Source organism: Nitrospira sp. M1 (assembly GCF_965152605.1).
This window is the reverse complement of record NZ_OZ224217.1, coordinates 438,130-464,300: the sequence shown is the minus strand read 5'-3', so window position 1 is coordinate 464,300 and position 26,171 is coordinate 438,130. Positions and strand designations below refer to the sequence as shown.

General features: G+C 46.5%; 34 protein-coding genes. 19 read left to right on the top strand and 15 right to left on the bottom strand.

Annotated elements, in window-relative coordinates; all coding sequences use genetic code 11:
* Positions 1-14: 14 nt before the first annotated feature.
* From hslV to ACWHX8_RS02165, 5 genes are all read left to right on the top strand, one after another.
* Positions 15-551, top strand: a complete 537-nt coding sequence (gene hslV, locus ACWHX8_RS02185; protein ID WP_447970338.1) for an ATP-dependent protease subunit HslV — start codon at positions 15-17, stop codon at positions 549-551.
* 4 nt (positions 552-555) lie between these two features.
* Positions 556-1,947, top strand: a complete 1,392-nt coding sequence (hslU, locus tag ACWHX8_RS02180; RefSeq protein ID WP_447970337.1) for an ATP-dependent protease ATPase subunit HslU — start codon at positions 556-558, stop codon at positions 1,945-1,947.
* 65 nt (positions 1,948-2,012) lie between these two features.
* Positions 2,013-2,906 carry an acetylglutamate kinase gene (argB, locus tag ACWHX8_RS02175; RefSeq protein ID WP_447970336.1) on the top strand — a complete coding sequence of 298 codons (894 nt, stop codon included), beginning with the start codon at positions 2,013-2,015 and terminating at the stop codon, positions 2,904-2,906.
* A gap of 5 nt (positions 2,907-2,911) precedes the next feature.
* A complete protein-coding gene (locus ACWHX8_RS02170) occupies positions 2,912-3,556 on the top strand; it encodes an isochorismatase family protein (protein ID WP_447970335.1) in 645 nt (214 codons plus the stop codon).
* Between the two features lie 219 nt (positions 3,557-3,775).
* Positions 3,776-4,654 (top strand): tetratricopeptide repeat protein, encoded by an 879-nt coding sequence (locus tag ACWHX8_RS02165; RefSeq protein WP_447970334.1) that lies wholly within the window; start codon positions 3,776-3,778, stop codon positions 4,652-4,654.
* Between the two features lie 87 nt (positions 4,655-4,741).
* On the opposite strand, the gene ACWHX8_RS02160 is transcribed toward ACWHX8_RS02165, so the two are convergent.
* Positions 4,742-5,275 carry a Slp family lipoprotein gene (locus tag ACWHX8_RS02160; RefSeq protein ID WP_447970333.1) on the bottom strand — a complete coding sequence of 178 codons (534 nt, stop codon included), beginning with the start codon at positions 5,273-5,275 and terminating at the stop codon, positions 4,742-4,744.
* A 439-nt stretch (positions 5,276-5,714) separates the two neighbouring features.
* On the opposite strand from ACWHX8_RS02160, the gene ACWHX8_RS02155 reads away from it, so the two are divergent.
* The 3 genes from ACWHX8_RS02155 to ACWHX8_RS02145 all read left to right on the top strand — a co-directional run bounded on the left by ACWHX8_RS02155 (position 5,715) and on the right by ACWHX8_RS02145 (position 7,312).
* A complete protein-coding gene (locus ACWHX8_RS02155) occupies positions 5,715-6,011 on the top strand; it encodes a type II toxin-antitoxin system TacA family antitoxin (protein WP_447970332.1) in 297 nt (98 codons plus the stop codon).
* On the top strand, positions 5,999-6,520 hold the full coding sequence (locus ACWHX8_RS02150) for a GNAT family N-acetyltransferase (RefSeq protein ID WP_447970331.1): 522 nt from the start codon (positions 5,999-6,001) through the stop codon (positions 6,518-6,520). The genes ACWHX8_RS02155 and ACWHX8_RS02150 overlap by 13 nt, the downstream gene beginning before the upstream one ends.
* A 102-nt stretch (positions 6,521-6,622) precedes the next feature.
* The gene (locus ACWHX8_RS02145; protein ID WP_447970330.1) at positions 6,623-7,312 is read left to right on the top strand and encodes a hypothetical protein; all 690 of its coding nucleotides are present in this window, start codon (positions 6,623-6,625) and stop codon (positions 7,310-7,312) included.
* A gap of 279 nt (positions 7,313-7,591) precedes the next feature.
* Here the strand turns inward: ACWHX8_RS02145 and ACWHX8_RS02140 are convergent, their stop codons facing one another.
* From ACWHX8_RS02140 to ACWHX8_RS02120, 5 genes are all read right to left on the bottom strand, one after another.
* Positions 7,592-7,975, bottom strand: coding sequence for a hypothetical protein (locus ACWHX8_RS02140; RefSeq protein WP_447970329.1), 384 nt, complete (start codon positions 7,973-7,975; stop codon positions 7,592-7,594).
* A gap of 65 nt (positions 7,976-8,040) precedes the next feature.
* Positions 8,041-8,664, bottom strand: a complete 624-nt coding sequence (locus ACWHX8_RS02135) for a PqiC family protein (protein WP_447970328.1) — start codon at positions 8,662-8,664, stop codon at positions 8,041-8,043.
* Positions 8,661-9,665: an MlaD family protein gene (locus tag ACWHX8_RS02130; RefSeq protein WP_447970327.1), complete on the bottom strand. Its 1,005-nt coding sequence runs from the start codon at positions 9,663-9,665 to the stop codon at positions 8,661-8,663. Before ACWHX8_RS02130 ends, ACWHX8_RS02135 begins: the two co-directional genes overlap by 4 nt.
* 69 nt (positions 9,666-9,734) lie before the next feature.
* Entirely contained in the window at positions 9,735-10,511 is a 777-nt protein-coding gene (locus ACWHX8_RS02125) for an ABC transporter ATP-binding protein (RefSeq protein WP_447971845.1), read from the bottom strand.
* Positions 10,512-10,694: 183 nt separating this feature from the next.
* Positions 10,695-11,834 (bottom strand): MlaE family lipid ABC transporter permease subunit, encoded by a 1,140-nt coding sequence (locus ACWHX8_RS02120; RefSeq protein WP_447970326.1) that lies wholly within the window; start codon positions 11,832-11,834, stop codon positions 10,695-10,697.
* Between the two features lie 478 nt (positions 11,835-12,312).
* Here ACWHX8_RS02120 and ACWHX8_RS02115 point away from each other — a divergent pair, with 478 nt between their 5' ends.
* The 4 genes from ACWHX8_RS02115 to ACWHX8_RS02100 all read left to right on the top strand — a co-directional run bounded on the left by ACWHX8_RS02115 (position 12,313) and on the right by ACWHX8_RS02100 (position 14,781).
* On the top strand, positions 12,313-12,834 hold the full coding sequence (locus ACWHX8_RS02115) for an acyloxyacyl hydrolase (RefSeq protein WP_447970325.1): 522 nt from the start codon (positions 12,313-12,315) through the stop codon (positions 12,832-12,834).
* Between the two features lie 36 nt (positions 12,835-12,870).
* On the top strand, positions 12,871-13,311 hold the full coding sequence (locus ACWHX8_RS02110) for a DUF3179 domain-containing (seleno)protein (RefSeq protein ID WP_447970324.1): 441 nt from the start codon (positions 12,871-12,873) through the stop codon (positions 13,309-13,311).
* Between the two features lie 334 nt (positions 13,312-13,645).
* Positions 13,646-14,110, top strand: coding sequence for a ComF family protein (locus ACWHX8_RS02105; protein WP_447970323.1), 465 nt, complete (start codon positions 13,646-13,648; stop codon positions 14,108-14,110).
* 119 nt (positions 14,111-14,229) lie between these two features.
* On the top strand, positions 14,230-14,781 hold the full coding sequence (locus ACWHX8_RS02100; protein WP_447970322.1) for a hypothetical protein: 552 nt from the start codon (positions 14,230-14,232) through the stop codon (positions 14,779-14,781).
* Positions 14,782-14,905: 124 nt separating this feature from the next.
* Here the strand turns inward: ACWHX8_RS02100 and ACWHX8_RS02095 are convergent, their stop codons facing one another.
* Positions 14,906-15,157: a tyrosine-type recombinase/integrase gene (locus tag ACWHX8_RS02095; RefSeq protein WP_447970321.1), complete on the bottom strand. Its 252-nt coding sequence runs from the start codon at positions 15,155-15,157 to the stop codon at positions 14,906-14,908.
* A 90-nt stretch (positions 15,158-15,247) separates the two neighbouring features.
* Positions 15,248-15,511 (bottom strand): hypothetical protein, encoded by a 264-nt coding sequence (locus ACWHX8_RS02090; protein WP_447970320.1) that lies wholly within the window; start codon positions 15,509-15,511, stop codon positions 15,248-15,250.
* 63 nt (positions 15,512-15,574) lie between these two features.
* Here ACWHX8_RS02090 and ACWHX8_RS02085 point away from each other — a divergent pair, with 63 nt between their 5' ends.
* Positions 15,575-15,826, top strand: coding sequence for a type II toxin-antitoxin system ParD family antitoxin (locus ACWHX8_RS02085; protein WP_447970319.1), 252 nt, complete (start codon positions 15,575-15,577; stop codon positions 15,824-15,826).
* An 83-nt stretch (positions 15,827-15,909) separates the two neighbouring features.
* The gene (locus tag ACWHX8_RS02080) at positions 15,910-16,110 is read left to right on the top strand and encodes a type II toxin-antitoxin system RelE/ParE family toxin (RefSeq protein WP_447970318.1); all 201 of its coding nucleotides are present in this window, start codon (positions 15,910-15,912) and stop codon (positions 16,108-16,110) included.
* Positions 16,111-16,491: 381 nt separating this feature from the next.
* Here ACWHX8_RS02080 and ACWHX8_RS02075 read toward each other — a convergent pair whose 3' ends face one another.
* The 4 genes from ACWHX8_RS02075 to ACWHX8_RS02060 all read right to left on the bottom strand — a co-directional run bounded on the left by ACWHX8_RS02075 (position 16,492) and on the right by ACWHX8_RS02060 (position 17,931).
* The gene (locus ACWHX8_RS02075; RefSeq protein WP_447971844.1) at positions 16,492-16,779 is read right to left on the bottom strand and encodes a type II toxin-antitoxin system RelE/ParE family toxin; all 288 of its coding nucleotides are present in this window, start codon (positions 16,777-16,779) and stop codon (positions 16,492-16,494) included.
* Positions 16,766-17,032 (bottom strand): ribbon-helix-helix domain-containing protein, encoded by a 267-nt coding sequence (locus ACWHX8_RS02070; protein ID WP_447970317.1) that lies wholly within the window; start codon positions 17,030-17,032, stop codon positions 16,766-16,768. Before ACWHX8_RS02070 ends, ACWHX8_RS02075 begins: the two co-directional genes overlap by 14 nt.
* Positions 17,033-17,415: 383 nt before the next feature.
* On the bottom strand, positions 17,416-17,592 hold the full coding sequence (locus ACWHX8_RS02065; protein ID WP_447970316.1) for a hypothetical protein: 177 nt from the start codon (positions 17,590-17,592) through the stop codon (positions 17,416-17,418).
* A gap of 60 nt (positions 17,593-17,652) precedes the next feature.
* Positions 17,653-17,931, bottom strand: a complete 279-nt coding sequence (locus tag ACWHX8_RS02060) for a DUF4158 domain-containing protein (RefSeq protein ID WP_447970315.1) — start codon at positions 17,929-17,931, stop codon at positions 17,653-17,655.
* A 334-nt stretch (positions 17,932-18,265) separates the two neighbouring features.
* On the opposite strand from ACWHX8_RS02060, the gene ACWHX8_RS02055 reads away from it, so the two are divergent.
* Together ACWHX8_RS02055 and ACWHX8_RS02050 are read left to right on the top strand one after the other, a co-directional pair.
* Entirely contained in the window at positions 18,266-18,955 is a 690-nt protein-coding gene (locus ACWHX8_RS02055) for a hypothetical protein (RefSeq protein ID WP_447970314.1), read from the top strand.
* A 147-nt stretch (positions 18,956-19,102) separates the two neighbouring features.
* Positions 19,103-19,705, top strand: a complete 603-nt coding sequence (locus ACWHX8_RS02050; protein ID WP_447970313.1) for a pyridoxamine 5'-phosphate oxidase family protein — start codon at positions 19,103-19,105, stop codon at positions 19,703-19,705.
* On the opposite strand, the gene ACWHX8_RS02045 is transcribed toward ACWHX8_RS02050, so the two are convergent.
* Complete coding sequence (locus ACWHX8_RS02045) at positions 19,693-20,466, bottom strand: hypothetical protein (RefSeq protein ID WP_447970312.1); 774 nt, start codon at positions 20,464-20,466, stop codon at positions 19,693-19,695. The two genes, ACWHX8_RS02050 and ACWHX8_RS02045, sit on opposite strands and share 13 nt — an antisense overlap.
* A gap of 692 nt (positions 20,467-21,158) precedes the next feature.
* Between ACWHX8_RS02045 and ACWHX8_RS02040 the strand changes: the two genes are divergently transcribed.
* The 3 genes from ACWHX8_RS02040 to ACWHX8_RS02030 all read left to right on the top strand — a co-directional run bounded on the left by ACWHX8_RS02040 (position 21,159) and on the right by ACWHX8_RS02030 (position 24,036).
* The gene (locus ACWHX8_RS02040; protein WP_447970311.1) at positions 21,159-21,713 is read left to right on the top strand and encodes a QcrA and Rieske domain-containing protein; all 555 of its coding nucleotides are present in this window, start codon (positions 21,159-21,161) and stop codon (positions 21,711-21,713) included.
* A 3-nt stretch (positions 21,714-21,716) separates the two neighbouring features.
* A complete protein-coding gene (locus ACWHX8_RS02035; protein ID WP_447970310.1) occupies positions 21,717-23,045 on the top strand; it encodes a cytochrome b N-terminal domain-containing protein in 1,329 nt (442 codons plus the stop codon).
* Positions 23,046-23,580: 535 nt separating this feature from the next.
* Positions 23,581-24,036: a helix-turn-helix domain-containing protein gene (locus ACWHX8_RS02030; RefSeq protein ID WP_447970309.1), complete on the top strand. Its 456-nt coding sequence runs from the start codon at positions 23,581-23,583 to the stop codon at positions 24,034-24,036.
* A gap of 127 nt (positions 24,037-24,163) precedes the next feature.
* On the opposite strand, the gene ACWHX8_RS02025 is transcribed toward ACWHX8_RS02030, so the two are convergent.
* Positions 24,164-24,625: a response regulator gene (locus ACWHX8_RS02025; protein ID WP_447970308.1), complete on the bottom strand. Its 462-nt coding sequence runs from the start codon at positions 24,623-24,625 to the stop codon at positions 24,164-24,166.
* Positions 24,622-25,935 carry a sensor histidine kinase gene (locus ACWHX8_RS02020; protein ID WP_447971843.1) on the bottom strand — a complete coding sequence of 438 codons (1,314 nt, stop codon included), beginning with the start codon at positions 25,933-25,935 and terminating at the stop codon, positions 24,622-24,624. The genes ACWHX8_RS02025 and ACWHX8_RS02020 overlap by 4 nt, the downstream gene beginning before the upstream one ends.
* Positions 25,936-26,171: the final 236 nt, after the last annotated feature.

Sequence of the window (26,171 nt, the reverse complement as noted above, 5' to 3'; positions counted from 1 at the left end):
AGTCAGGGCTATGTATGATTATACGTTCAACCACGATTCTCTGTGTTCGAAAATCTAACGGCGTTGCGATGGGATGTGACGGTCAAGTCACAGTCGGAACGACGATTATGAAAAGCAATGCGAAGAAGTTACGAAAAATGCATAACAACGAAGTCCTGGCAGGATTTGCCGGAGCAACAGCTGACGCCTTCACCCTATTTGAGAAATTTGATGCGAAGCTGGAAGAATACCGAGGAAATCTCACACGCGCCGCCGTGGAATTAGCCAAAGACTGGAGAACCGATCGTGTTCTCCGACGATTGGAAGCCCTCCTCACGGTTGCGAACCGTGAGCATTCCTTTATAATTTCAGGCACCGGTGATGTAGTCGAACCGGAAGATGGGGTTATGGCCATTGGCTCCGGTGGCTCCTATGCACTTGCTGCCGCACGTGCACTGGTTGCCCATACGGCTCTCGAACCTAAACACATTGTCGAGCATGCCATGGGCATTGCCGCAGCAATTGATATCTATACGAACCACAATATTATTATTGAGGAGTTGACGATCTAATACTATGGACCACGAAACAACACAGCGCCCAAGCCAACTCGAGGGCCTCACACCAAGGCAGATCGTAGACGAACTTGATCGATACGTGATCGGACAACGTGACGCCAAGCGGATGGTTGCCATCGCGCTCAGAAATCGATGGCGTCGACAACAATTGAGCCCAGAGCTTCGCGAAGAAATTTACCCAAAAAACATTATCATGATTGGGCCAACTGGCGTTGGAAAAACCGAAATTTCACGTCGCCTGGCAAAGCTTGATGATGCACCGTTCATCAAAATTGAAGCGTCGAAATTTACGGAAGTCGGATACGTAGGGCGAGACGTCGAGTCACTCATCCGTGATTTAACGGAACTATCCGTGAACATGGTCAAAACTCGATACCTGGAACAAGTGGAAAAGAAGGCTGAAGATTTAGCCGAAGATCGAATTCTGGACCTCCTTCTTCCACCAACGTCATCACCCGCGCAACAACCCAAAGACTCGACTCAAGATCAAGCGGGCAAATATGATACAGCTGACGACACTCGTCAAAAACTCCGGAAACAATTACGAGAAGGCAAACTCGACAATCGACATGTCGAGCTTGAAGTAAAAGAACGAGGCTTGCCAGTCGGCATCATCTCCAATGTCGGAGGTATGGAAGACTTAGAAAATAATTTACGAGATATGTTGGGTGGACTCATGCCCGGGAAAAGTAAAAACCGCCGGATGAAAGTACCCGAAGCGCAAAAGGTCTTAGCGCAAGAAGAAGCTCAAAAACTCATTGATATGGACGAAGTCACGAAGGAAGCCATCGATAAGACGGAACAGTCCGGCATTGTGTTCTTAGATGAGATTGACAAAATTGCTGGGCGGGAAAAAGGAACAGGACCCGACATTTCACGGGAAGGCGTCCAGCGTGACCTACTCCCAATCGTGGAGGGCTCAACGGTCAACACCAAGTATGGGCCTGTCCGCACAGACCATATTCTCTTTGTTGCAGCCGGTGCGTTCCATGTGTCCAAACCAGCTGATCTCATTCCAGAACTTCAAGGACGATTTCCCATTCGAGTTGAATTAGAAGCCTTGACTCAAGAAGACTTAATACGCATTTTGACTGAACCGAAAAATGCACTCGTCAAACAATATCAAGCGCTATTGGAAACCGAAGGAGTTATCCTCGACTTTACGCATGACGGTATTCAAGAGATCGCGGCCACGGCCGTAGAGGTCAATGACCGAACTGAAAATATTGGTGCGCGAAGACTTTTCACGATCGTAGAACGGTTATTGGAAGAAGTCTCATTTGAAGCTCAAGAGCTCACCGATAAAAAGGTCGTCGTGGATGCTCCCTATGTCAAAAAACATCTTGGTGACATCGTGAAAGATCAAGACCTGAGTCGATTTATTCTCTAGAGTCCACGTATCGCCGAGATCACTCACACGACCCAAGCCTATTTACCCGTACATTCCCTACTCACATGGAAAAATTGATTAAAAAAGCTGACATTCTGATCGAAGCCCTTCCCTATATTCGAACCTTTGCCGGCAAAACCATTGTGATTAAATATGGAGGAAAGGCCATGACTGACGACAATCTCAAGGAGGGATTTGCTGAAGATGTCGTCCTGTTAAAGTATGTCGGCTTGAATCCAGTAGTCATTCATGGAGGTGGACCGCAAATCAATACGATGCTCGACAGGCTCGGCATTAAGCCAAAGTTCCTGAATGGGGTGAGGATCACAGACCAAGCCACCATGGACGTCGTCGAGATGGTACTCGGAGGAAAAATTAATAAAGAAATCGTGAGTATGCTCAATCAACATGGCGGAAAAGCCGTCGGCCTCACAGGAAAAGATGGACGCTTGTTTTTAACCAAACCGTTTAACGCCAAAGCCTTGGTCCACAGTCTTTCCGGCGGAACAGATACCCCTGAAGATCATGATTACGGATTAGTCGGCGAGGTCGACAAAGTCGATGACCACATTCTTGTCAAACTCCTAGAAGAAAATTTCATTCCGGTCATAGCCCCCATAGGTGTCGATAAAAAAGGCAAAACCCACAATATCAATGCCGATCTCGTGGCGGGAAGTGTCGCTGGCGCGCTGCATGCTGAAAAACTACTCGTACTCAGCGACGTGAAAGGGATTCGTGATGCCGACAACCATCACGTCCCGACGTTGTCACGAAAAGACACAGAACGTATGGTCAAAAAAAAGATCATCAGCGAAGGCATGTTACCGAAAGTCCATGCCTGCTTGGCCGCGCTGCACGGAGGAGTCCATAAGGCTCATATTATTGATGGACGAATTCCTCATGCCATCTTGCTGGAAATTTTTACGGACAAAGGGATTGGCACCGAAATCGTGGCATAAACGTCATGAAACTTGCCAAGAAATCCACTAAGCCCCAGACGGCCACTCCAGCACAATTGCAGCCGGATCACACATGCGCACTCCTTCTCATCCATCTGCAAAATGACTTTTTCCCTGGTGGTGCGTTGGCTGTCACACACAGTGATCAGATTCTCCCACCCATCAATCAATACATTGCGTACTTTCAACATCACGGGGCTACCATTATGGCTACACGCGATTGGCATCCTCCCAACCATTGTTCATTTCAAGAACAAGGCGGGCCAAATCCAGTTCATTGCATTCAAGGGTCACGAGGCGCGCAATTCCATGCAGACCTGCATCTCCCAACGGGAAGCCTCATTATTTCAGGAGCGACCAATCCTAAAAAAGAAGTCTATTCAGGGTTTGACGGAACGTCCCTCGCAGATTACCTCGAAGACCAAGGAGCCAAAACCATTTATGTCGTTGGCCTTGCGACGGAGTATTGGGTTAAACACACCGTATTGGATGGCATCAAACTTGGGTTACACGCCGTCGTGCTTGAGGATGGCATACGCGGAATGAACAGCAAGCCAGACGACTCCGAACAGGCACTTCAGGAAATGACTGCTGCAGGAGCTATTCGAGCAACAGCACCAAACCTAGGCATGGAACTTCCTCCGCAGTAAATCCCGTCCTTCAATTTCTTCACAACATCTCTCTCTTCTCACAAACTTTTAGAACTGTCACCTCATTGACTTCTTTGTCTATTTCACCACCTGCACCACCTGAATACTTCATATTCATCATACATCGGACAGCATAAAGTTACATCGATGTAACATGGCTGACCCTTTACTGTAATCCCCTCACTTTATGCTTCATACAAGCATGAAGGAGAATTAAGTATGTTTAGAGATTTTCAAAAAGTGCGTCGATGTATGCAATGGGTTTTCCTAATTACCCTGCTGGGAAGCCACCTTGGGTGTACAGGGATACATGCAAAAGACGACATGTCAGCCGTCTCCTCGTCCACCCTTGCTGAAAGCGAACAATTATTTCACACTGGAAAATTCAGTGAAGCAGAACACAGACTTTCAGAGGCTCTTGAAGCGAACCCAACGCAGCACATGCTTCTCAATGCTCGAGGGTTTGTGTATGCCAAGCAAAAACATTGGCAACATGCTATTAAAGACTTTACCCAAGCGATCAGACTCGCGCCTCAGCATCACCAATATAGAGAAAACCTTGGAATCGTGTATTTAGAAGCAGGATATCCAGATATGGCTCTCCAGCAGTTTTCACATATTCTTCAACATTCTCCAGATTCCGTGAACACATTGAATAAACGTGGATTAGCCTTTAATCGATTGGGACAATATCAGAGTGCTATCCGTGACTTCTCAAGAGCTCTCGCGCTCGATCATTCGCAAGCTGACATCTATCTCAACCGAGCCGTGGCCTATTTGCAAATTGGAGACACGGCGGAAGGCAGGAAAAACTTGGAACAAGCGATCAGCCGCAATCAGACACTCCCTCAAGCCTATGAAAGCCTAGGGCTCTTGGAGCTGTTGAATGGCGAGACAACGTTAGCGATCAAAGATTTCACAAAAGCTATTCGTCTTGGAGCCGACGGCGGATTGGTTCATTACAACCGAGGCATTGCGCTCACAATGGTAGGAGACCATGAGGAAGCCAAAGAAGAATATGAATTGGCGTGTGAAAGGAACATCTTTCAAGCGTGTAATACATCCGTCACACTCACTCATGCATATCATCGACTCTAACGTGACGTACACACCGCATAGCAAAAGTCCCTGCCAAGCCTAGAACTTCAGGCCTGAGCAGGGACTGCTCTTACACAAACACCGTCGTTAAATATCAGAACAATAGGTCTCTTCAGCAGGATAGGAATACTCAGTGTACGATTCCGTTTCAATGTCAGCATTCCCTGTTTTCCAAACATGGAGGCAGCGAGCCGCGATATACGGGAGCGACTGGGATGTTCCCCTGACTGCCGTCATAGCTTGAGAGCCTCCCTTTTCTCCAACCACAAGAAATTTATTCCCGTATAACTTTCCCTCAGCATCGAGTTGACCAGGATAGAAAAGAACAAATTGCCCAGGTGATTCCACTCCAGCACTCACGGGCCCCATATATTCAGCATCAGGATAGGGCAACCATTCTGCCGTCACCATGGTTCCTTCAGCTGTCGTCTCAACGCCAATAATTCGTCCAGCCAGTTTAATAGCTCGACCTTGAAAGGCATCAGGTTGTGCGGTTAACACGCCAAACTCCGATTCTGATTTCAGAGCCTGACTACCATTCATGGGAAATGGAGATGACGAGACACAGCCTGAGATGAATAGTAATAGGACAAGCACCAGGAGAATCGTTTTATTTTTCATAATGCACCTCCTCAATGTATCGTCAATCCGTCTTAATTGTGATTTTACTTAACTTACCCGTAACCCGCAATTAACATTGGTGTAACATGGTAAAATTTCACAATCGTCACAGTTTCCCCACATTCATATTTGAATAGACTTTTCTACTTTCGTAATGTCGGAAAATTTATATACGTCACAGTGGTAAGCGACCGTAGATGGGCTCATAGGCGTTCGCGAATCATGTACACGATATATTCAGCGAATGTTCGAACTTTTGAACTCAACGAGATCAATCAGACACACGCATGGATTCGCGAAGCCTGAGAAAAGAAGGGTGAATACTGCCAAACATCTAACATCGATATATTGGCGACCTTACGATGTCAGCTCCCTCAGATAAAAGTGTTGACATTGTGCGCACATAGTAGGATAATAAGTAAAAAGACAAGGGACCTTTATGAATAAACAATCCGTTAAACCGCACAGAAAAAGTCACCCGAAAAATATTAATCTTCGAGTAAAACCCCATACACGTTCGTTAATAGACCGCGCATGCGCCATCACTGATAAGACGGTGACGGAATTTGTTCTGGATGTAGTGTGTCGTGAAGCCGAAGATGTTCTCCTTGACCGCCGCCTGTTTAATCTTGGCAAAAAAGACTATCAGGCATTCATCAATGCATTAGATGCACCGACACAACCTAACCCTAAACTCAAAGAATTACTCAACCGGAAACCGATTTGGGAAAGCTAAGCGCAGACCAGCCCACCACACCGCGCCCGCCTGAAGCTCTTGACGCAAAACACATTCTTGATGACTTTGCTTGTGGGAATGATACTCTCAACAGCTGGCTGAAACGTCGTGCAATGAAAAATGAGGCTTCTGGTGCATCGCGAACATATGTTGTCTGCCATCAGAACCACGTCATCGCGTATTACACACTAGCCACCGGTGCGGTTCAATGTGCGGACTCTCCAGGCCGCATCCGACGCAACATGCCAGACCCGATTCCGGTCATGATTCTTGGCCGCCTGGGCGTTCATCTGAATTGGCAAAAGAAAGGCCTAGGTGGCGATCTTCTTGCCGACGCGGTGAAGCGCACGCTACAAGCCGCGAATATTGCCGGAATTCGAGCCATTGTCGTCCATGCTCTCTCTGAAGAAGCCAAACAGTTTTATGCACGGTTTGGTTTTCAATCTTCTTCCACAGATCTGATGGACCTAATGATTACTTTGAACGACGCTCAGGCGAATTTACTATAATCCTTATAAACAGAGCCGACGATAACAGATGCAAAGCATTTTGATGATAATAATGAATAATGAAATACCAACACCTCAATCATCTCTATTTGGAGTTAATCAATGTCCAATGGATCTATCCCTAAGTTTTCCAATGCTCCTATGTTCTTCCAGGTTGCCCAAGATTCTATAAGCTCAATTGAATTGGGACATGAAACTCAAGCCCTGATTCCTATTATCTTTTCAATAATGAGCCTGGAATGCTTTGTTAATGAAATCGAGATGCTTGACAGAGCATTTGATGACGCAGATAACCCAGGAATACCAGATTCGCTAGGGGAGTCAAATAGCAAAATCAAGAAACCTGAATTTGATCGGGATTACCTCGAAGAAAAACTATTGAATGTAAAAAGAAAATTGACAAATATTGAATTTGACAAAGGGAAGAAACCATTTCAGGACTTGAAACTTTTATGCGATCTTAGGAATGCCCTCGTTCACTTCAAGGGGGAAAAGTTTTTGGAACTGGATTCTAGCGGATATCCGAAATTTACTTTAGACTCTACTACTCATCAAAAAAAGGTTATTGATGGCCTAAGATCAAGAAAACTTCTAAAATTCAATGAACCGTCGACCCAACTACCCACCGATCGTCCGGTGGGATTGATTGAATTGGTTGGAACTCCAGAAGTCGCAAAATGGGCCTGCAACACTGTTGCAGAAATTGTACATAGCATCACAAACTTCACTGAGTATTCTAACCAAACCTTCTTAATTAAAGGGTATTCATGCCTTTATAAAAAAATCACTTAAGAATCTTCGAAGTCATGTCCCCCACAGGTCGGAAGATTGAATAAGATTACCCCGTACTCAAAAAGATACATATAAAAACCTATTCCTCACAACTGAGTCATTACAACATTCGCAATCTTAAGATTCAGAAATTCCACCTGGCGACTCATATTTAATTCGAAAACACAACCCGTGGACTCAACATTTTTTAATGGACTACAGTGAACTCATGAATGCATGTCTAATTCACGAGAACTACTCCCCTAAAACCCTGAGCCTCGTCTCTCAATTTTTGCAGGCTTAAAAGTCATCACAGACATGTTGGTCTTTACCCATTTCTTGAATTTTCTGATAGGGCATTTTCGGCATCATGCCGGCTGCCAGCTTACTGCATTCCTGCATTTTCTTCATTTCAGGCCGGCTCATCATTTCTTTGGCGAAGGTTAGCGCTTTAGCCTGAGCTTCGTCGCGCTTTCCAGCTCGGCAAAGGACATCAATTTCTGCTTTCATTTTTTGGCCGACCTGCTCCAACTCCTCAAATGCAGAGGGATCTAGACGTTCCATGCATGCCGCGGCCTTCTGCATTTGTTCCATGTTCATTTGCAAGTTCGGGGGCATCCCTTCCGGACTCTGCGCATACACAACCAGAGGAACGAAGATAAGCATATAAATCAATTTGCCCATAACCACATTTCCTTTCGGGTACAAGACCTCAATCATCCGTAACATATGCGAGACAACATGGCATGCTAGATCATTCCCGACAAGGCCTTTGTGAATCCATCCACAACCTCCCGACTCAGCGATTCAACGTGCCGGTTCATTTCTGAAACGAGAGAGCCGTAGTCTTCGGGAATGCCGATACTGGTAAATCGTGAAGTTTTAATCAGCAACGGTTCTTGACTATCTTTTTCTGAAAGTATCCAGCGAGCGCCGAGAGAGACACTTCCAGTCTTCGTAAAATCAAATTGCAGAACTTCAATACGAACACGATAGTCTAGCGACAGAGCATCATCCCATCGCACAACGGTGGTCCCACCATCAGACAAGAGTTGCGAAACGTTCGCGATCAACACTCTTGTCAAATTCTTCTCCAAGGGTTCGGCCCAACGATCAAACTCTAGCAGCTCAACCTCACTTTCACCTGCGTGGATAACCATTTGATCGCGATCCACATAAGAGGGAATTTCCACAGGCCCTACACCGATAATTATTCTTGCCGAATCCTGGTTTTTCTGAGAATCGACCTCTTGATTTGAGATCGATTGTAGTTGGTAATATCGCGTGGATGGCGTTGAACCACAGCCGCTGAATAGTGTCAGCGTGGTTAGAACGACGATGAATCGAACACCACTGGAGACGTACGGATTCATTGACCATCCTTTCCTCGGAGAAGCGCCTCTGGATGCTGCTCCAAATAATCCGCTAATACTCGAATTGATCGAGCTGCGGCCTTAAGTTCTTTCAGCGTACTCGCGAGTTGATACGGTAATGCAGAATCTTTCCCTGCGACGCGACGGATAGCCGACAAGGTTTCTTGTGTTTGCTTGAGACTCATGCGTGCGGACTCAGCTACTTCCTGGAAGCTTCCGGTTAACGGCTGAACCTGCGAATTGATATTGCCAACCAGGTCTTCCGTCTCGCGAATGGTATCGTCAAGCCCCGCCATCACCGGCATCAGTTCTCGATTCATCACATGCGTCAGGTCACGCAGGTCTTTCACCAAAATTCGACTCTCCGTAACCAGCCCTTTGACATCAGGAGAATTGAGGAGCTGGTCTAACCCTTGAATGGCGCGAAGTGCAGTTGCGGCTAGGGCCTGAATCGGAAGATCTTCAAGTTTGTGGGTCAATTGGCTGAGACTCGACGATATGGTAGGAAACTCCGGGTACGGATCATCCAAGCCAGTGTGTAATTTGACCGGACTGCTTGGAAAGAAATCAAGCTGAACCAAGAGTTTTCCTGTCACTAAACTTTGCATTTGCAATTGTGCGCGCAATCCACGCTCTTCAATCATTTTCCCAAGAAACGCCCGATCTTTTTCTTCGACAATTTGAGGCATGATTGTATCAGGTCCGATATTCACCACCTCGACGGCCCCCTCTTCTAGTGCCATAAAAACAGGGGTTCGAATGGACTCACCTTGCGCATCGATCACCACCTTAATATCTGCAATCGCCCCAATCCTCGTACCCCGAAATGCCACAGGAGCGCCGACGCTTAACCCTTTTAAATTGTCATCAAAATACAGAACATAGATGAGTTTATCTTTAAAGAATTTTCCACTACCAAAAACCACGACACCAATCACGACTAGTACCACGGCACCGATCACAAACGCTCCGATGAGTGTTGAGTTTGCTCGTTTACTCACAGTTCATCACCTGTCATGGCATGCGAAACGATAAAGTCGTGCATCTGGTATCGTATCTCATCTTTCGCTTCACGCTTCACGCTTCACGCCTTCCGTTTCTCCCCGCGTCAGAAACCTGTGAATTTGGGGATTGGGTGATTCCTCTAACAGCGTACGTGGTGGACCAACAGCCAACATGGTTTTTGTTTCGACATCGAGAAAAACCGAGTTCGTTCCAACAGCAAAAATACTCGGCAGTTCGTGTGTCACCATGACTACAGTCGCACCAAGACTATCACGAAGCTCAAGAATCAAGTCATCGAGATGCCGCGAGCTGATCGGATCGAGCCCTGCAGATGGTTCATCAAAAAACAGAATTTCCGGATCGAGCGCCATCGCTCGAGCTAAACCCGCTCGTTTCTGCATCCCGCCACTTATCTCATGAGGGTAATACGCTTCAAATCCTGCCAATCCTACCAATGCGAGTTTGAGTGCCACGATTTCTCGTATGTCATGCCGAGTCAAATGTGTATATTCAGTCAGGGGCAACCCAATATTTTCAGCTAATGTCATAGAACTCCAGAGTGCCCCGCTTTGAAATAAGACACCAAATCGCCGCATCATCTGTTCACGACGCATGGCATCTGCATTCCAAAAACTCTTTCCCCTATACAAAACATCACCCGTAGCTGGGGGCTTTAATCCTATGAGATGCCGTAAGAGCGTACTTTTTCCGCACCCGCTCGCACCCATGATAATAAAGATGTCGCCACGTTGAATCACAAAGTCTAGATCGCGTTGAATCACAAAGTCACCATATGCCATCGTCAGGTTTTGAATGGCGATATGAGATTTGGCTTCCAGCATTATTTCTGTTAAACCCAAGCAAGGCCAAATTCATGAAACGTCGTTCGTCTCAGAATGCGTCGCTCGTTGCTCGTGAAGAAAAGACCGAAAACTCTTCACACGAAATACGAGATACGAACGACGAGATACGTTTTTCCTCTACAGGCGACGAGTCTACAGATGGCGGACTTTTTCAACATCCTGCTAGACGCCAAGCACATCATAAAGAATTGTCAGAATTGAATCTGACACGACGATGAAGACAATGCTGGTGACAACAGCAGACGTGGCGGCAATCCCAACTGCAGCAGAACTATTTCCAGATTGCATACCTCGTAAACATCCAGCAATGGCCACAAGAATACCAAAAACAACACTTTTGACCAGACCTAAGAAGAAGTCCATCAAACTTAACGTCGCCTGCGTTTGGTTGAAATACTCAATGAAACCCAGGTCCAACATGGTCACTCCCACAACCATGCCACCGAGGATGCCAAGCACATCGGCATAGAGACAGAGTAACGGCATCATGAGCGAAAGAGCGAGCATGCGGGGGAGAACCAAGAATTCCATGGGCGAGAGCCCCAGCGTGGTCATGGCGTCAATTTCTTGATTCACCCGCATCGTTCCGAGTTGAGCGGCAAACGATGCGCCAGTCCGCCCACCCATAATAATACCCGTCATCATGGCTCCCATTTCTCTCGCCATCCCCAACCCGACCAAATTCGCCACGTAGATTTGCGCGCCAAATTGCTGCAATTGAACGGCACCCACAAAAGCCAGAATGAGTCCAACGAGAAAACTAATGAGTGAGACGATCGGAAGCGCCTGGGCTCCACATTCTTGAATGATCAGGAAAAAATCCGATCGACGAAAGTGAGCCTTCCCCGTAAGAAACGACAGAAAGGCTTGGGCCGCCTCTCCAATAAAGGCGACCATCGCCTTCCCCCCTTCGACAGTCGCCACGGCGTTCTTGCCAACACGAGCCAACCAGGCCTCATGAATGACCATTCGTCTCGCATCATCTCGCTCAGGAACTGACGTCGCAAGATTCAGAAGACGTTGAACGCCCTCTGGAAGATGTGTGCGATCAACCTCAATATGACGAGATGAACCGTAGGCAAGAATCCTGAGGACAAATGTCACGAGACTACTATCCCAATGCGTCACCTGCTGCGTATCGAAAGTCAATTTTTTAATATTTGGAGGCGAACTTATGGCTTTTTCTGTTTCTGAAAAGTTCAGCAATCCATCACGCAAACTCCATGCTCCGGTTAATGTAAGAAGCAAGGTATCCGAGGTTGGATAACTATACTGAATGTGGCTCTGAAGAGGACTGGACATGAGCAGGGTAGTATTTTAGATTCCGTTCATTCACTTGAATCTCAAATGTTTAAAAGTCTCGACACATTTTCTCTAGAGAAACCTTAATCTTGTGAATCCAGCACATCTATCTTATAGAACGATGAAACCTTAAACCAGTAAGAGGGGACACAATCACCAACTACGTTGTAACACTTGACCAGATTGTCAGACTGTTCTTTCCAGAACTTACAATGATTTATGCTGCACTGGGAAAAAACAATGTCAAGGTGAATCCATACTCGAATACTGTTATTCAAAAAATTAAAAATATTCAACGGTTATTCCGACTATAGAGTAAGGACGGAATAATGGGGTTATGAAGATTCAATCATCCACAATCCATTCAGACAAACATTCTATTTATGACTGCCACCTCTCTAGCTATATGCACAACCCAGGAAAGTCTTCCACATTCAGAATACTCTCCATCGTCTTTCTTGCTACCTCTGTGTTTCTTATGAACTCAAAGGGACTGTTGTGGGCACAGACTATTGATACCACGGGCCTTGGCATTCGTGGTGGCATGAATTTTCAGGAAGCTGGACTGCCGCCAGGCGAAAAAGAAGACTTTGAACAATTTGACGTATTTGGATTTATTAACGTACCGGTAGGGTGGGAAAGTCCGTCGGGTTGGAACACCCATTGGCGACTCAATGGTTCGGCAGGGATATTGCGCGGAGCTGGTGACTTAGGGTTTATTACAGAGCTCACCCCGGGCCTCGCGTTCACAAAAAATGCCTGGAACATGACATTAGATATTGGAGCCGGTGGAGCACTCATCAGTGATTGGGAATTTGGCCGTCAAGATATTGGAGGTCCGTTCCAATTCATTGCACATGGGGGAGTCAGTTTTCATCTTCCTGGAAACGTGGCAGTCGGATATCGATTTCACCACATGTCCGATGCCACAATCTACGGGCCAAGTCGAGGCGTCGATTTTCACATGATTGAATTCAGCTACCACTTCGGGCCTCGCTAGTCGAGGGCCATGCGCTCCACCGATGGAGAAACACACGTGAAGACATTGTCTGCTACAACAATACCCACGCTCGCCATTGGAGGAATAGCGTTCGCGTGCCTGTTTCTGTTGGGTCTCTCCAACACACCATCCGAAGAATTTGACTTTTCAAACAACAGCATACCCCTCGATCAGATATTCTCAGGCGGCCCTTCAAAAGACGGAATTCCGGCCATCCTCGATCCAGTGTTTATTCAAGCAACAAAAGCCACGTTTCTGAATGACCAAGACCGATTTCTCGGCTTGCTCGAAGGCAACAAGACAAAGGCCTATCCCATCAAGATTCTCAATTGGCACGAAATCGTCAATAATTTGCTATCAGGAAAACCTGTCGTGGTGACCTATTGCCCGTTGTGTGCGACTGGCATCGGATTTGACCCTGTGGTTGGCAAACGGCATTTGACATTTGGGGGGCTCTGGTCTTTTGTACCAGAGTGACATGGTGATGTATGACCACCAAACCGAAAGTCTCTAGTCTCAAATTTCCATGGAGGCCATCGCCGGCCCCATGACTGGGGCCAACGTCAACGCAGGAAAACTCTACTAATGAATTGTCCGCTTGACGGGGAAGCTTACAAGGGTTCGTAAAACAAAAAATCCAACAAAGCAAAGATCGTAGATGATGCCCTAAAACGGGTCGGCTTTAGGGTATAGGGTATTACACGTATTCTTGTGCAATTGTATGTTTACGATGTTATTCTTTTATTATGTCTTTGTAGGGGACATACCATAGCCGAAATAGGCAAAATCAAATTTGGTTAGGATTTAAGAAATGCTCGAAATTAACCCACAAAATCTTTCTGGTAATTGGAGTATAGGCGTTGCGCTTGACGCACACAGCTTAGGTAGTGTTCCTATCGGCGAATCTCAAGGCAGTCATATGCAATTTGATACGACGTACACCGAAGTAGGGAAACGGATAAAACAATTAAAGTACCATCAACAAAAATCAGGAGTGAGCGAATTAGTAGAAACAGCAGCTACCTTTATAAAAGAACAGAACTGGGATATTGATATTATTATTCCGGTTCCTCCGTCGAAGCAGAGGAGGGAACAGCCTGTAATGCTTTTGGTGAATGAAATTGGAGCGGCATTAAATATACCTGTATCGACGACAGCAATTAAAAAGGTTAAAGAGACATCAACATTAAAAAATATCCCTATCCACCAGCGATCCCAATATCTAGATGGGGCGTATGAGGTTTTGGTTGAGGAAGTCATCGAACAAAGAGTATAATTGTTTGATGACATCTACGACTCAGGTGCAACGCTGCGAACGATCTGTGATTGTCTAATCGAAGGGCAACCGGAAAAGGTTTTTGTTTTGACATTTACGAAGACTGGAAAGCGCCAATAATGGAAGTAGTATTTTTCGGTGGATCAAGAAAAACCCGTGTTTTGAACGAAGTTATTCGCGCTCAGATTGAAAATGTGATGGAAAAAGAGCTGTCTATTTTGATAGGCGATGCGAATGGTGCAGATAAAGCCATGCAAACCTATTTAGCCGACCGTGGCTATAGGAGTGTCACGATATTTTGTGCTGGCTCGGAATGTCGAAACAACATTGGTCAATGGGAAACGCGCAACATTCAGATGAATGGGAAGGAAAAGAATTTTGCGTTCTACGCTGCTAAAGATAAGGCTATGAGCGAGGAAGCTGATTATGGTTTGATGTTATGGGATGGCATAAGCAACGGGACGCTGAATAATGTATTGAATCTTGTCGAACGCGGGAAACAAGTTGCGTTGTACTTTTCACCAAAAAAAGAATTCCTCACCATCCAATCATTGGATGACATCAAGTCACTTCTTTCAAAATGCCTTCCAGAAAACATTCGTAGTTTTGATAATAAGATTGGTCTTTCGAAAAGGGTTGATGCTCCCCCAAGTCAGTTAAGCCTTATCTAACCTCTAAATAATCTCAAATAGAGTGTAACCAAATCAGCATAAATGATGGCATTTGTTTTTGATACGGCCATCGACACCCAAATACAAAGGCGTGCTTACTATACTTTTATGGCCGAGCAATTGCTCACCATGCGGCCATAACTTCGGCGCGGACTTCTTCGCCCACCAAGTCCATATAAATAGCCGTTGTTTCAAGGTTGGTATACCCCAACAATTTTTGCACAAGACGTGGGTTGCGTGTTTGTGTGGCCATCCGAACACCAAAACCATGTCGTAACCCTTTCAGCGTGGCGTGATCGCCGTGAATATCAGCCTCGGCCATAATCTCCCCAATATGCTTCGTCGCTTGTGTTCGCCCCCATGTCCATAACGGCATCGTCTTACTTTTGATTTTTTGGCTTTCCTGATTCCGTGAACCAGCTCTAACGCATCGAGCAAATTCAGAAGGCAGGGAACAGAACGAAATTTAACCTTCTCCCGCTGTTTCAATATCCTGAACATAATAGCCTTGACCGAAAGGGCAATGCGTTCTGGGAAGTTCTAAGGCTTCGGAAACTCTGCACCCTGTATAAGCCAATGTAAGAGCAAACGCGCGAACCTCGGCACGTTCCTGCTGGCTAGCCGTTAGAATAAATTGCTCTTGTTCCTTGGCCGTTAAATATTTACGTTTTCCGTGAGAAGTGAACAATTCGCTAGCCATCTGTTCACTTTTATACAAAAATTCTTCCAAAATAAGATGAATGTTTCCTTACCTAGATTACTAGAATATAGTAATGGAAAGGCAGGTATTCCCATGGCAAAAACAACAAGTTTCAATCTCGGCGAACACTTCGAGCAGTTTATCTCTACCCAAATCAATAGCGGCAGATTCGGCAACGCGAGTGAAGTGTTCCGCGCTTCATTGCGACTCATGGAACAAGAAGAACAAAAGCTCGAAGCCCTACGGCAATCCCTCATTGATGGTGAAAACAGTGGGAAAAGTACGTCGCTTGATATACAAAAAATTATCCGTAAAGCTAGGCGAGAAGCGGGTTTACATGTATGAAGTGGTCAATAGCCCTCTTGCAGAAGATGACTTAACGGACATTTGGCACTATAGCTTCAAAAAATTGGGCGAAGAGAAAGCCTTTGAATATTTACTCTAACTCGATGCGGGGAATGTGGAGGCTTGGCAACAACCCTCTTGGAGGAAAATCTCAGGACAAAGTGCGGAAGGGCTATCGTTCCATTCACATCAATCGCCACGTCATTTATTACCGGCTGATCGGGGAAACCATCGACATTGTACGTATGCTGCATGAACGCATGATTCCTGAAACGCATTTATAATTTTAGAAGGAAGGTAAATACTTTTCCCAATAAAGTGTTCACCAGCCTCACACTAAACAGTGCCTTTTTGAGTCTCTTTTGGCTTTTCATAGAGTAAAGGATGAATGTTGTAATTAAGCAATTCAAAATCTCCCCAAAATGCTAAACACAGTGAGCTGTGCAAATGTTTCTGCGCCCGTTCTCTCTGTTTCTCGACGGGCGGCATGTCAATATCGGTCACAAGGTACATGGTGGTTCCGCCATATGCTTGATGCCGTCTTAGAAGTGGCGTGCTCTAGTGCGGCTCCAACAGGAGAAGCTCGATCGTTCCTTACAAGATATGTAATATGGCATCTATGTTTTTTAATGAAGACAAGAAATGTGCACCTTAATTGAGGGTATTCAAAGCCATTCGTCTCTATCCTGTCGGCCTAAAATATTCATAATTTCGACCGTCTCACCAACTACACGATAATAAATGGTATCCACACCACACAAGCTTTTTCTGTATCCCTCACGGATATGATTAACGGCAGGATATAAATATGGCTGCTCTGCTAGTTGTTCAAAACGCTCAAAGAAAGCTAAATAATATTCATCAGCGGCAGCCTCGCCATGTTTACGACAACCCCATTGATAAATTCGATATAAATCTTCTTCTGCCTCCGGCGAAAGCCTATAATTCCCCATCAGCACGCAATCTGTCTTTAATCCCTGCAAGGATTTGATCTTTATCTTTATCGACCCATCCGGACTTTTGAACAGATTTTTCAGAGGCAATTAATCTGGCCCGAATATATTCAATTTCATCTTGCTCTTTGCGAGCTTTCCGGATCAGATCATTTACTGCCTCACTATTACTTTTATATTCGCCGTCTGTTCCGACTTTTTGTTTAAGCCATTTGTCGTTTGGCTCAGTAAAAGATATGCTTTGTCTCGACATAATATTGTCCTCCCATAGTAACCAGCATTGGTGCAATATTACACCGTAAGTACACCACTGGCAAGCAAAAGCCCTATGCCCTACCCAATCTTTTTTCGCTCAAATTTGCCTTCTAAGTGCTAAGAAAAAATTGGCTTCCGTAGGCAAAATATTTTTAAACGAACACAGACCTCCTACAGATCGAAAATAAACGTACTTCCTAGTAGCTTTTTACCTTAAAAGCTGACCTAGTAGATAAAGGCCGTTTCTGGGCGAAGTGACGCACAACGGAACGGAGGGTAGGGCCTAATCCAACAGAAGGACGAAAAGTTGCCTATGATTTTGTCTAACACATGGAAATCATTAACGAATTGGTGTTTTTACCTCACGTTTTTACACCTGCGTTAGGCGATGAGTTTCGGGGGCTTGATGCCGACCGAATCTTGCAGCCGTTCTTCTGAGAAAGCATATTCTCCAAGCAGATTAATATGTTGCCAACACACGACGGCCCCATGCCGAATGGCGTGGAGTAAGGTACGCAGCGCCACATAGCTCGGCGGAGCGATTTTGATATTGCTCAACACATCCACGACACGATAGAAGATTTGCTGGGGAGAGAGGTAGGCCTGGACCAGGGGACGTCATTCAGCCTTGAGGACCTTTTGAGCGTCAGCATCAAACAGGGTGAAGCCATAGAAGGCTCGAATGCGTTGCTGATGGCGAATACGGGTGTACTTACTCTCACGCCGCAGATCAACCGATTGAGCGCTCAATCCCAGCGCTGGGCAATAAACTCGATGTCGTGCCGATGAAAGAGCTGGATGGAGAAGAAGCGTTTCGTCGCATCGAAAATAGGCACAGCTGAGCAGAAAGCCCACGCGATTGGTTGATGAGCGAAGGGTGTGAGCGACGACTAGCAAACTGGCGGGACAGTCGCAGAACCATTTCCGTTCGACGTGCGAAAAATCGTGGAGGATGGGTGTAGGCTTCTTGTTCTAACGGGGTTAAAATGGACAGACCTGGCAAAAGGTGGGCAATCTGGTTCAGAGCAAAACTCAACGCGGCCTGAAAAGTATGGCTGCAGAGAATTAGAAGATAAACCTTAAGTAGCTAGGCAACTTTTCGTCCCTTTGTTGGGTTAGACCCGTGGCACTGCGAATTTTACGTAACGCGAATGGCGACCCTTAACAACCACAACATTTTCTGCACGAGACGAGTGGAAACCCCTTGACCATCCCGTGTTTCATACGCAGCATGTTTGTTCTCTTTTTTCAGATAACGATGTTATCTGGATGTGTTGCAGGACCAGCCCCGTATCTACCCCAAGACTGGATAACACAGCCTTCTCAAATAATTGATGGGCGCAAGCAGTCCACTCACGCCAGACTGCAAGTATTCATTACCTACAGCGGGTTGGAAACAAGTCATTCAGCGTTACGAATAGTGACACAAAAAGGTCATGTCATTTTTTGGGATCCTGGAGGTAATTATGGACGTTTCGATGACGACTGGAATGCCGAACATGGATCATTTCCCATGGGAATTCAACGTAGGAACGACCTCATTCTCTCCAATCCTCCGGATGTCGACACGTTCGCAAAATGGCGTTGGACCTTGCATGATACGAGCCTCGAAGTCTTCGAATGGGACGTACCCAACACGCAGGCTCAGCAATTACAGCAAATCCTCCTTCATGGAACTGATGCCTCACATCCAGCAGGCAGTTTTTCAACCTGGACCTTCCCCATGTTCTGCACGATGGCAACCAGTGATTTCTTAAAACGGTTTACCGCTCCAATGATTCAACTTTCACAACAATATTTCTTCCCCGATAAGTTGGCCCAGGCACTCTACTCACAAACACCCTCGCGCGTGCATGTATACCGACGCAATGGGGTACAAACCGTCTATGCTCCGCCAGGGCCAACTTCGGTACGTCAATAAATTTAACAGCACAGTTACTCACGTCACCGTCACACGTTTGTCGATACAGCAAACCCTCAATATGGGGAGATGCTTTTCCACCCATCATTGTAGTAGGCTATTTTATACCTACCGCATTTATCGGGAAGCATGAATATTGAGGCAAAGATGAGCGGGTCAGAAGGCGAGCACCAATTACAGGAAGAATTCCGCAGTCAAGAGCGGGCCAAGCGATTTTATCTTCGACAGATGCACGATCACTTGACCGACGACATGCAGGCGTTTATTCAAAGGCAGGAAATGGTGTTCATCGCTACCGCTGACGCCAAGGGCAATTGCGATTGTTCGCCACGATTCGGTAAGCCCGGAATCGTCCACGTCATTAACGACCACATAGTTGCGTTCCCGGAATTTCGTGGAAACGGTGTGTTTGCAAGCTTAGGAAATATCTTCGAAAATCCCCATATCGGTCTGGTGTTCGTCGATTTTTTCGACACGACCGTTGGACTGCATGTCAACGGACAGGCACGTATCTGTCAGATTGATCAAATTCCGGCCTCGCTCTCGTTCCTAGAAGACACCTATGAAATAGGCGGGACCGTGCGTTTAATTGAACGATGGGTAATGGTCGACATTGAAGAAGCCTATATTCATTGCTCGAAACATATCCCACGCCTCCAAAAACTCGACAAGTCCATTTCCTGGGGAACAGACGATCCCAAAGCCAAAGTTGATAACTTTTTTTGTCCATCAAAGGCTCAGGGCATCTGAACAGTCTTATCTTTCATTTTCTTCCATTTGTACCAAATAATTTCATTACTTCCATGCGGATACAGCAGCCGCTTTACGCGCAAATATGGTCGTGCAATATACCGAGCGTATCGTTCATTCAGCTGAGAACGTGTTGCAAAACCTAACTCCTCAGCAGTCATTTTATGAGGATGAAAAGCTTTTTTGTGTTTATAGAGATGGTAACGATCTTCCTGAATAAGCCGCTTGAAGGTTCGCGTCCATACATGTGCCCACCATCCACCCCCAGTCGGAAACGCGAGAGAGATTTGAAAGTCTATTAAATAGGGGTGTCCATCATGTGAACAAATCACATTACCTTGTTTATTTAAATCAACATAGAACACTCTCTGGTCATGGACCTTTGCGAGTAACTCTTTTAGCCGGGCGAAAAAGTCTTCCGGCAGATCTCCATGAGGAGTTACTTCATGCAACGTCTTTCCTTCAATATAGCGATGGAAGTATCCTCGCCATCCCCACCGTGGACCCAAGGCCGGAATGCCTTCAATCGCCGCCACACGCCGATACACACGATACTCGTGACGTGAGATCAGGCCGGCAAGCGGACGAAAGACAAAACCACCCACAAATCGAAAATCGCTGATTTTTAACACATACCCTTGGCCGTGTTCGTTTCGATACAACAAATTTATCGAAAAGAAATCGTCTTTTAATACGCGCTCATAGCGATACAGGGCGCTATCAATCTTGACTTCCTGGGGATAGGTTCGTGACTCAGCCATCACGCTCCTTGCCGAGCAAACACGATTTGAGAAATGGAAAATGATCAGTAATCAGTCTACAAGACAGATCAGAAAGGAACAAGCAACCTGCCGCACGACACGCCTCGTCCCATACGTTCCCTTATCAACGTTGCACTTTTAAAACACTGTGATATAGTTATGTTATAGATACGACCATATTTTATCCCGCCTTTATTCTTCCTGATATTTCTCTGGCAGTGCGGTACCGGACAAGACATTGCAGGCACAGTCCTGAACCCGGAGATGCCTTTTGCTCTTGACGGTTTGAAACGTCTCTACGAAAGTCTTTTCTTATGAGGGCGTACGGGAACCGTTTCTGAACCTGCTGAATGCTCAGGTCTTTTCCATAGACCTGGGGTTCAAAATCATGAGCCACGACATTTCCTCACGCTACTCGAATCGCATGCCCAGCCTTTTGCTCGATTGTGAGTCTCGTAGACGCACGAACACGACCGTCATTTTTTCGTACAGTGCGTTTTCACACACTACGTCTTTTGATGAACTAACGGAGTTGCTTCAAGGACATGGACGCAGAGGCTCTAGACTCAAAGGAGCATCGTGTCACTCGACGTGTATGACGAACTCGTGGATTCACCACGGTGACTTAACCGTCACCTCCTAGAATCTAAGCATTAACTTTGCATTAACCAGAGAAAGTGGAGGGTTTTTCCATGGAAGTTGAGACACCTGTTTCGGCTCAACATCACGAATCCGGGACGTCCACCCCAGTCGGAACCCGCCGTTCATTTTTCACACGAGTGACCGCAATCATTGCGTCCTTTATCGGACTTTCGATGACGATACCCATACTGGGATACGTTGTCGCTCCTGCGTTTCAGCGTCGCAAGAAGGAATGGGTCCCCGTTAGCGCCATTGAAGATTTACCGCTTCATGAGCCCAAAGCTCTCGATTACACCGTCACCATAAAAGACGGATGGCATGAAACAAAGTCAACAAAAGGCGTCTGGGCCATCAAACATTCCCAGGATAAAGTCACCGTGTTTTCTCCCATTTGTCCACATTTAGGTTGCGGATTTCGATGGGACGGACAAGACCGTCTGTTTAAATGCCCTTGCCATGGAAGCATTTATGACCTGAAGGGTACCGTCCAGGCGGGGCCAGCGCCTCGTCCGTTGGACTCGTTACCCATGAAAGTTGAAAACGGTCAACTTATGGTCATCTATAAAGAATTTAAATCGGGGTTATCCGAACAGGTGGAGTTATAAGCTATGGGATTTTCTCTCTACCAGTGGGCTGATGATCGTCTCAAACTCAAACCGATTGAGCAAACACTGTTGGACGAACCCATTCCTGGCGGAGCGAGTTGGAACTATGTGTTTGGCTCCGCCACCCTTTTTCTGTTTGTACTCCAAGCCATTACCGGTATGTGCCTCTCGATCTATTACGTCCCGTCTCCTGACCATGCCTATGACACCGTTCAATATATACAGAATGACGTCTGGTTCGGATGGTTCATTCGAGGGCTACACCATTGGGGAGCATCGGCCGTGATGTTAGCCGTTGGCCTGCACATGCTCCAAGTCTTCTTTGATGGTGCCTATAAACGTCCACGTGAAATGATGTGGATGGTGGGTGTGGTGTTGCTCTTACTCATGCTGGGCTTTGGATTCACGGGCTATCTCCTTCCATGGGATCAAAATGCCTATTGGGCCACGCAGGTTGGCATTAATATGGCTGGAACCACGCCCGTCATCGGCGATTTTCTTGTTCGTGTCATGCGTGGGGGCGAAACGCTCGGAGCACTCACGCTTTCCCGCTTTTTTGCCATTCACGTCATGATTCTTCCGGCCATCATCATGGTCGGCATTATGCTCCACCTCTTTATCTTGCGACGAGTCGGCCCTGCCGGACCACACGATGAAGCGCGAGCCACACAACACAGCGAAACATTTTATCCGCGTCAAGTGTATATGGATGCGGTGGTCATGCTCATCGTATTTCTCACTGTTGCGACACTCGCCTATGCCGTGGAGTTTCCACTCGCAGACAAGGCGGACCCGTCAGACCATTCGTTCATCCCGGTACCGGAATGGTACTTTCTCTTTCATTACCAATTACTGAAGTATGCCCCTGGCCCTTTGGTGCCCTATGCCTCATGGGCCTTGCCAGCTCTCTTCATTCTCTGCCTATTTGCGTTACCGTTTCTTGATCGTAACCCAGAGCGCGTCCCCTCAACCCGTCCACGGATTTTGGGAGGCGGGTTAGCATTCTTAGTCGCGGTGTTCGCGTTACTCGGTATCTCCTTACGTGATCTCTATGCGATTCCAAAAACCGACCCTGCAATAGCCAATGGCCAGGCGATCGTTGAAAAATTCGCCTGCAAAACCTGTCACCGTATCCATGGCGATGGAGCCAACATTGCTCCCGACCTTTCCTATGTCGCAGATCGACGACCAGATCGAGAGTGGCATATCCGTCACTTCAAAGATCCACAATCCGTGTCTCCTGGCTCGTTTATGCCTAAATTTCCGTTGACCGACTCACAATTACATGACCTCACAAGTTATGTTTTAACTCTTAAGAGTGGGCATACATAACATGCGCTCACGCTTCTTTCTTCAAGGAAATGTTGTCAGATTCATAATAGACGCACGGTGCATTATAGCGAAACCAAATAACTTCCAACCGAATGTACATCATGTCCACGGCGCAAACATAGAGGAAAGTTATGCCCACCTAGATGCCCTGTATACAATTGACGGTTCAATAACGAAGGGTTATAGCGAATCCAAATACGTTCCAAACAGGAAAATACAACGAACTCAGCGCGGTACAACGTTTCCACCAACGGAAGTTATTTGAAACGGCTATAACCAGTATTCAGTGGATCGACATTTATAGCGAAACCAAATAACTTCCAGCCGAATGTACATCATGTACACAGCGCAAAAACACACGTCGTACAGACGGAGTATATCGGAACGGCTATAACTGATTCGGCATAACTGGAACGGCTATAACGCATACGAGAACGAGGAATACCACCATATGATCCAACGCATGCCATTCCTTTTTTTTCACCATATGAAATTTCCCCTTAAGCTTTAGCCGATCGGTACCGAAAAAATGAATATGCGCCCGAAAGGAAGTCCAGCAAAACTTGAAGCCCGAAGACGCCTTGCCGCCAAAATGTTGGCGAAAGGAAAAGGCATTCGTGAAGTAGCCCGTCATATCGGCGCAGCTCCATCCTCCGTCAAACGTTGGAAGGATGCGCTGGAAGAGGGAGGGTCCGAGGCCTTAAAGTCTAAGCCCCACACCGGCCGACCTTCACGCCTGACCCGGCAGCAACGTCAACAATTGGAAAAAATCTTACGGAAGGGGCCACGAGCGGCGAAACTGCGCGCAGACTATTGGACGTGCAGCCATGTGAGAAAAGTCATTCGAAAAATCTTTGGCATTCGATATCACCCAGATCATATCAGCCGCATTCTACGAGCTCTCGGTTGGCGATATCGCAAGACAAAAGCCAACAAGAAGTCGAGCACCACACAAGCACGCACCCTACGTCGTCAATGGATCAAGCCGTAATCTGCTCTTGAATTCGCCTCACGCTCGTTCCTCAATCACCAATGTGCCACCACCTGAGGTCTGTGTCTCAATGAACGGCATGCGACAGAGAGCCGGTTGCCGATCACATCACTTCCTACACTTGAGACTATGACACAGGGCTCATCATGTTTCCTTGAATATGAGGAACATGTACGATAGTAAGGAATTGTCCGAGACGCGCAATCGCATTCATGAATACTTCAGGCTCAGTCGGCTTGGTGATATAATAACTACATCCCAAGGTATGGCATTGGGCGACCTCGTGAGGGTCGTCCGTCGTTGAAAGCATCGTGACAGGCATCTTCCGGAGTTCGGCATGACTTTTCACTTGCCTCAACACCTCCAGGCCACTGACTTTGGGAAGATTAATATCTAGAAGCAAAATATACGGGCGGTTCTGAGTTCGTATAGCGCCCTCCCCTCTCTGAAATAAAAAATCCAGCGCTTCTTGCCCATCCCGTAACCGGGTGCACGCGTGACTCACACCGGAACGTTGGAGATTTCGCTCAATCAGCGCTGCGTGACCGTCATCATCTTCGGCAATAAGGATCATCGGAACTTGACTCACACATACCCCTTCTGTTGAACCGTAGTCGCAGAGGGGAAACTGACCATAAACTTCGTTCCCAAACCAAATTCCGACTCCACCCACACGTCGCCTTGGTGACGCTCGACGATCCTTCGTACAATCGTCAGTCCAAGCCCTTCGCCGGATCCTTCTTTGGGGTCCAGTCTATGAAACATTTCGAAAATCTTTCCCTGATGATCCTCCAGAATACCAACTCCGTTATCCTCAACCGTATACAGCGATTTTTCGTCTTTGATTTCTCCGGTAATCCGGATCACGCCCGGCCTGGCTGGATCAAGATATTTATACGCATTCTCAATGAGATTTGAAAAAACCTGACTCAATAAGGTTTCATCGCCCATACAATCTGGAAGATCATCAATTTGAAGCATCACGCCTTTTTCCTTCATTTGATACTCCATGACTGTCGCAATGTCATGCACAATCGCGTTCACATTAAGTGGGTTACAGGTAAGCGAGAGCCTCCCCAATCGCGAAAATTGCAAAATACCGGAGAGGACGCTCGTAATTTTATCCGCGCCAGCACGAATATATTGCAAGGCCTCTGGAATCTCTTCATCCAGCAAATGCGCCACGTCGGATGCATTCACGTTCTTGTTCGCTCCAATCGACGCGCGAAGACGATCGCAAGAATCAGACAATTCTTTACTAAACCCCTGAATCGTCACAAGTGGAGATCGTAAATCGTGAGACACGACATTAATGAGGGTTTCCAATTCATAGTTTTTCTGCAAGAGCGCTTGATTGAGTTGCGCAAGGTCGTCACCATATTCTTGAGGAGCACGTGCTGTCTCCGCGAAAGGTTCGGACGTCGTCACTTCGGCATGCAGGGTTGAAGTAGACGAAGGCCGTTGCTTGGAGTGCCGGCCTTGCTCCTGCACCAGAGGTGCATCCCACAGCATCGACAGAAATGCTGCAACCCAGATAGCCAATAAAATCAACAGGCGATCCGTTACATCACTCCATCCAACCAGGTCAACGTCAACAAAGGAAAGACCAGAGAGCGAGAGAAGGGAACAGACCGTTGCCGCAACATACACGGCATATGCAAACGAAAGGCGAGAGGCAAATACCACACACAAGGCATACATCACGCCAACGATCATGCCGACATTGACTGTTTGATCCAAAGAGAAGGCCACACCCCCTAATGTCAGCACGAGAATGCTCCACAGAAATTCTCGTTTGGAACGATACGGACGACTCGTCAACACAATCGAGTCAGTCCGGTGTTGTTCTTTTGGAACTTGATGAACATCAACTGGACCCTGAGGAGGATGTATCAGCATACGTTTCACGGAAACACCGTTCTCCTTACACTCAGAATAGGCAGTGCAACAGAACCCTACACGTTCAGATCCAGACACCTTTGTAATTCTCAAGGCAGCGAAAACTACCTAAGACTACAGGGTCAAAACCTGAATTTCTTAATTTTATGGAATTGGTATAAAGACAAGAGAAAGAGGGGAAGAGGAAACAAAGAACGAGAAATATATAAGATAATTCAATTCTATGTTATTTCTGA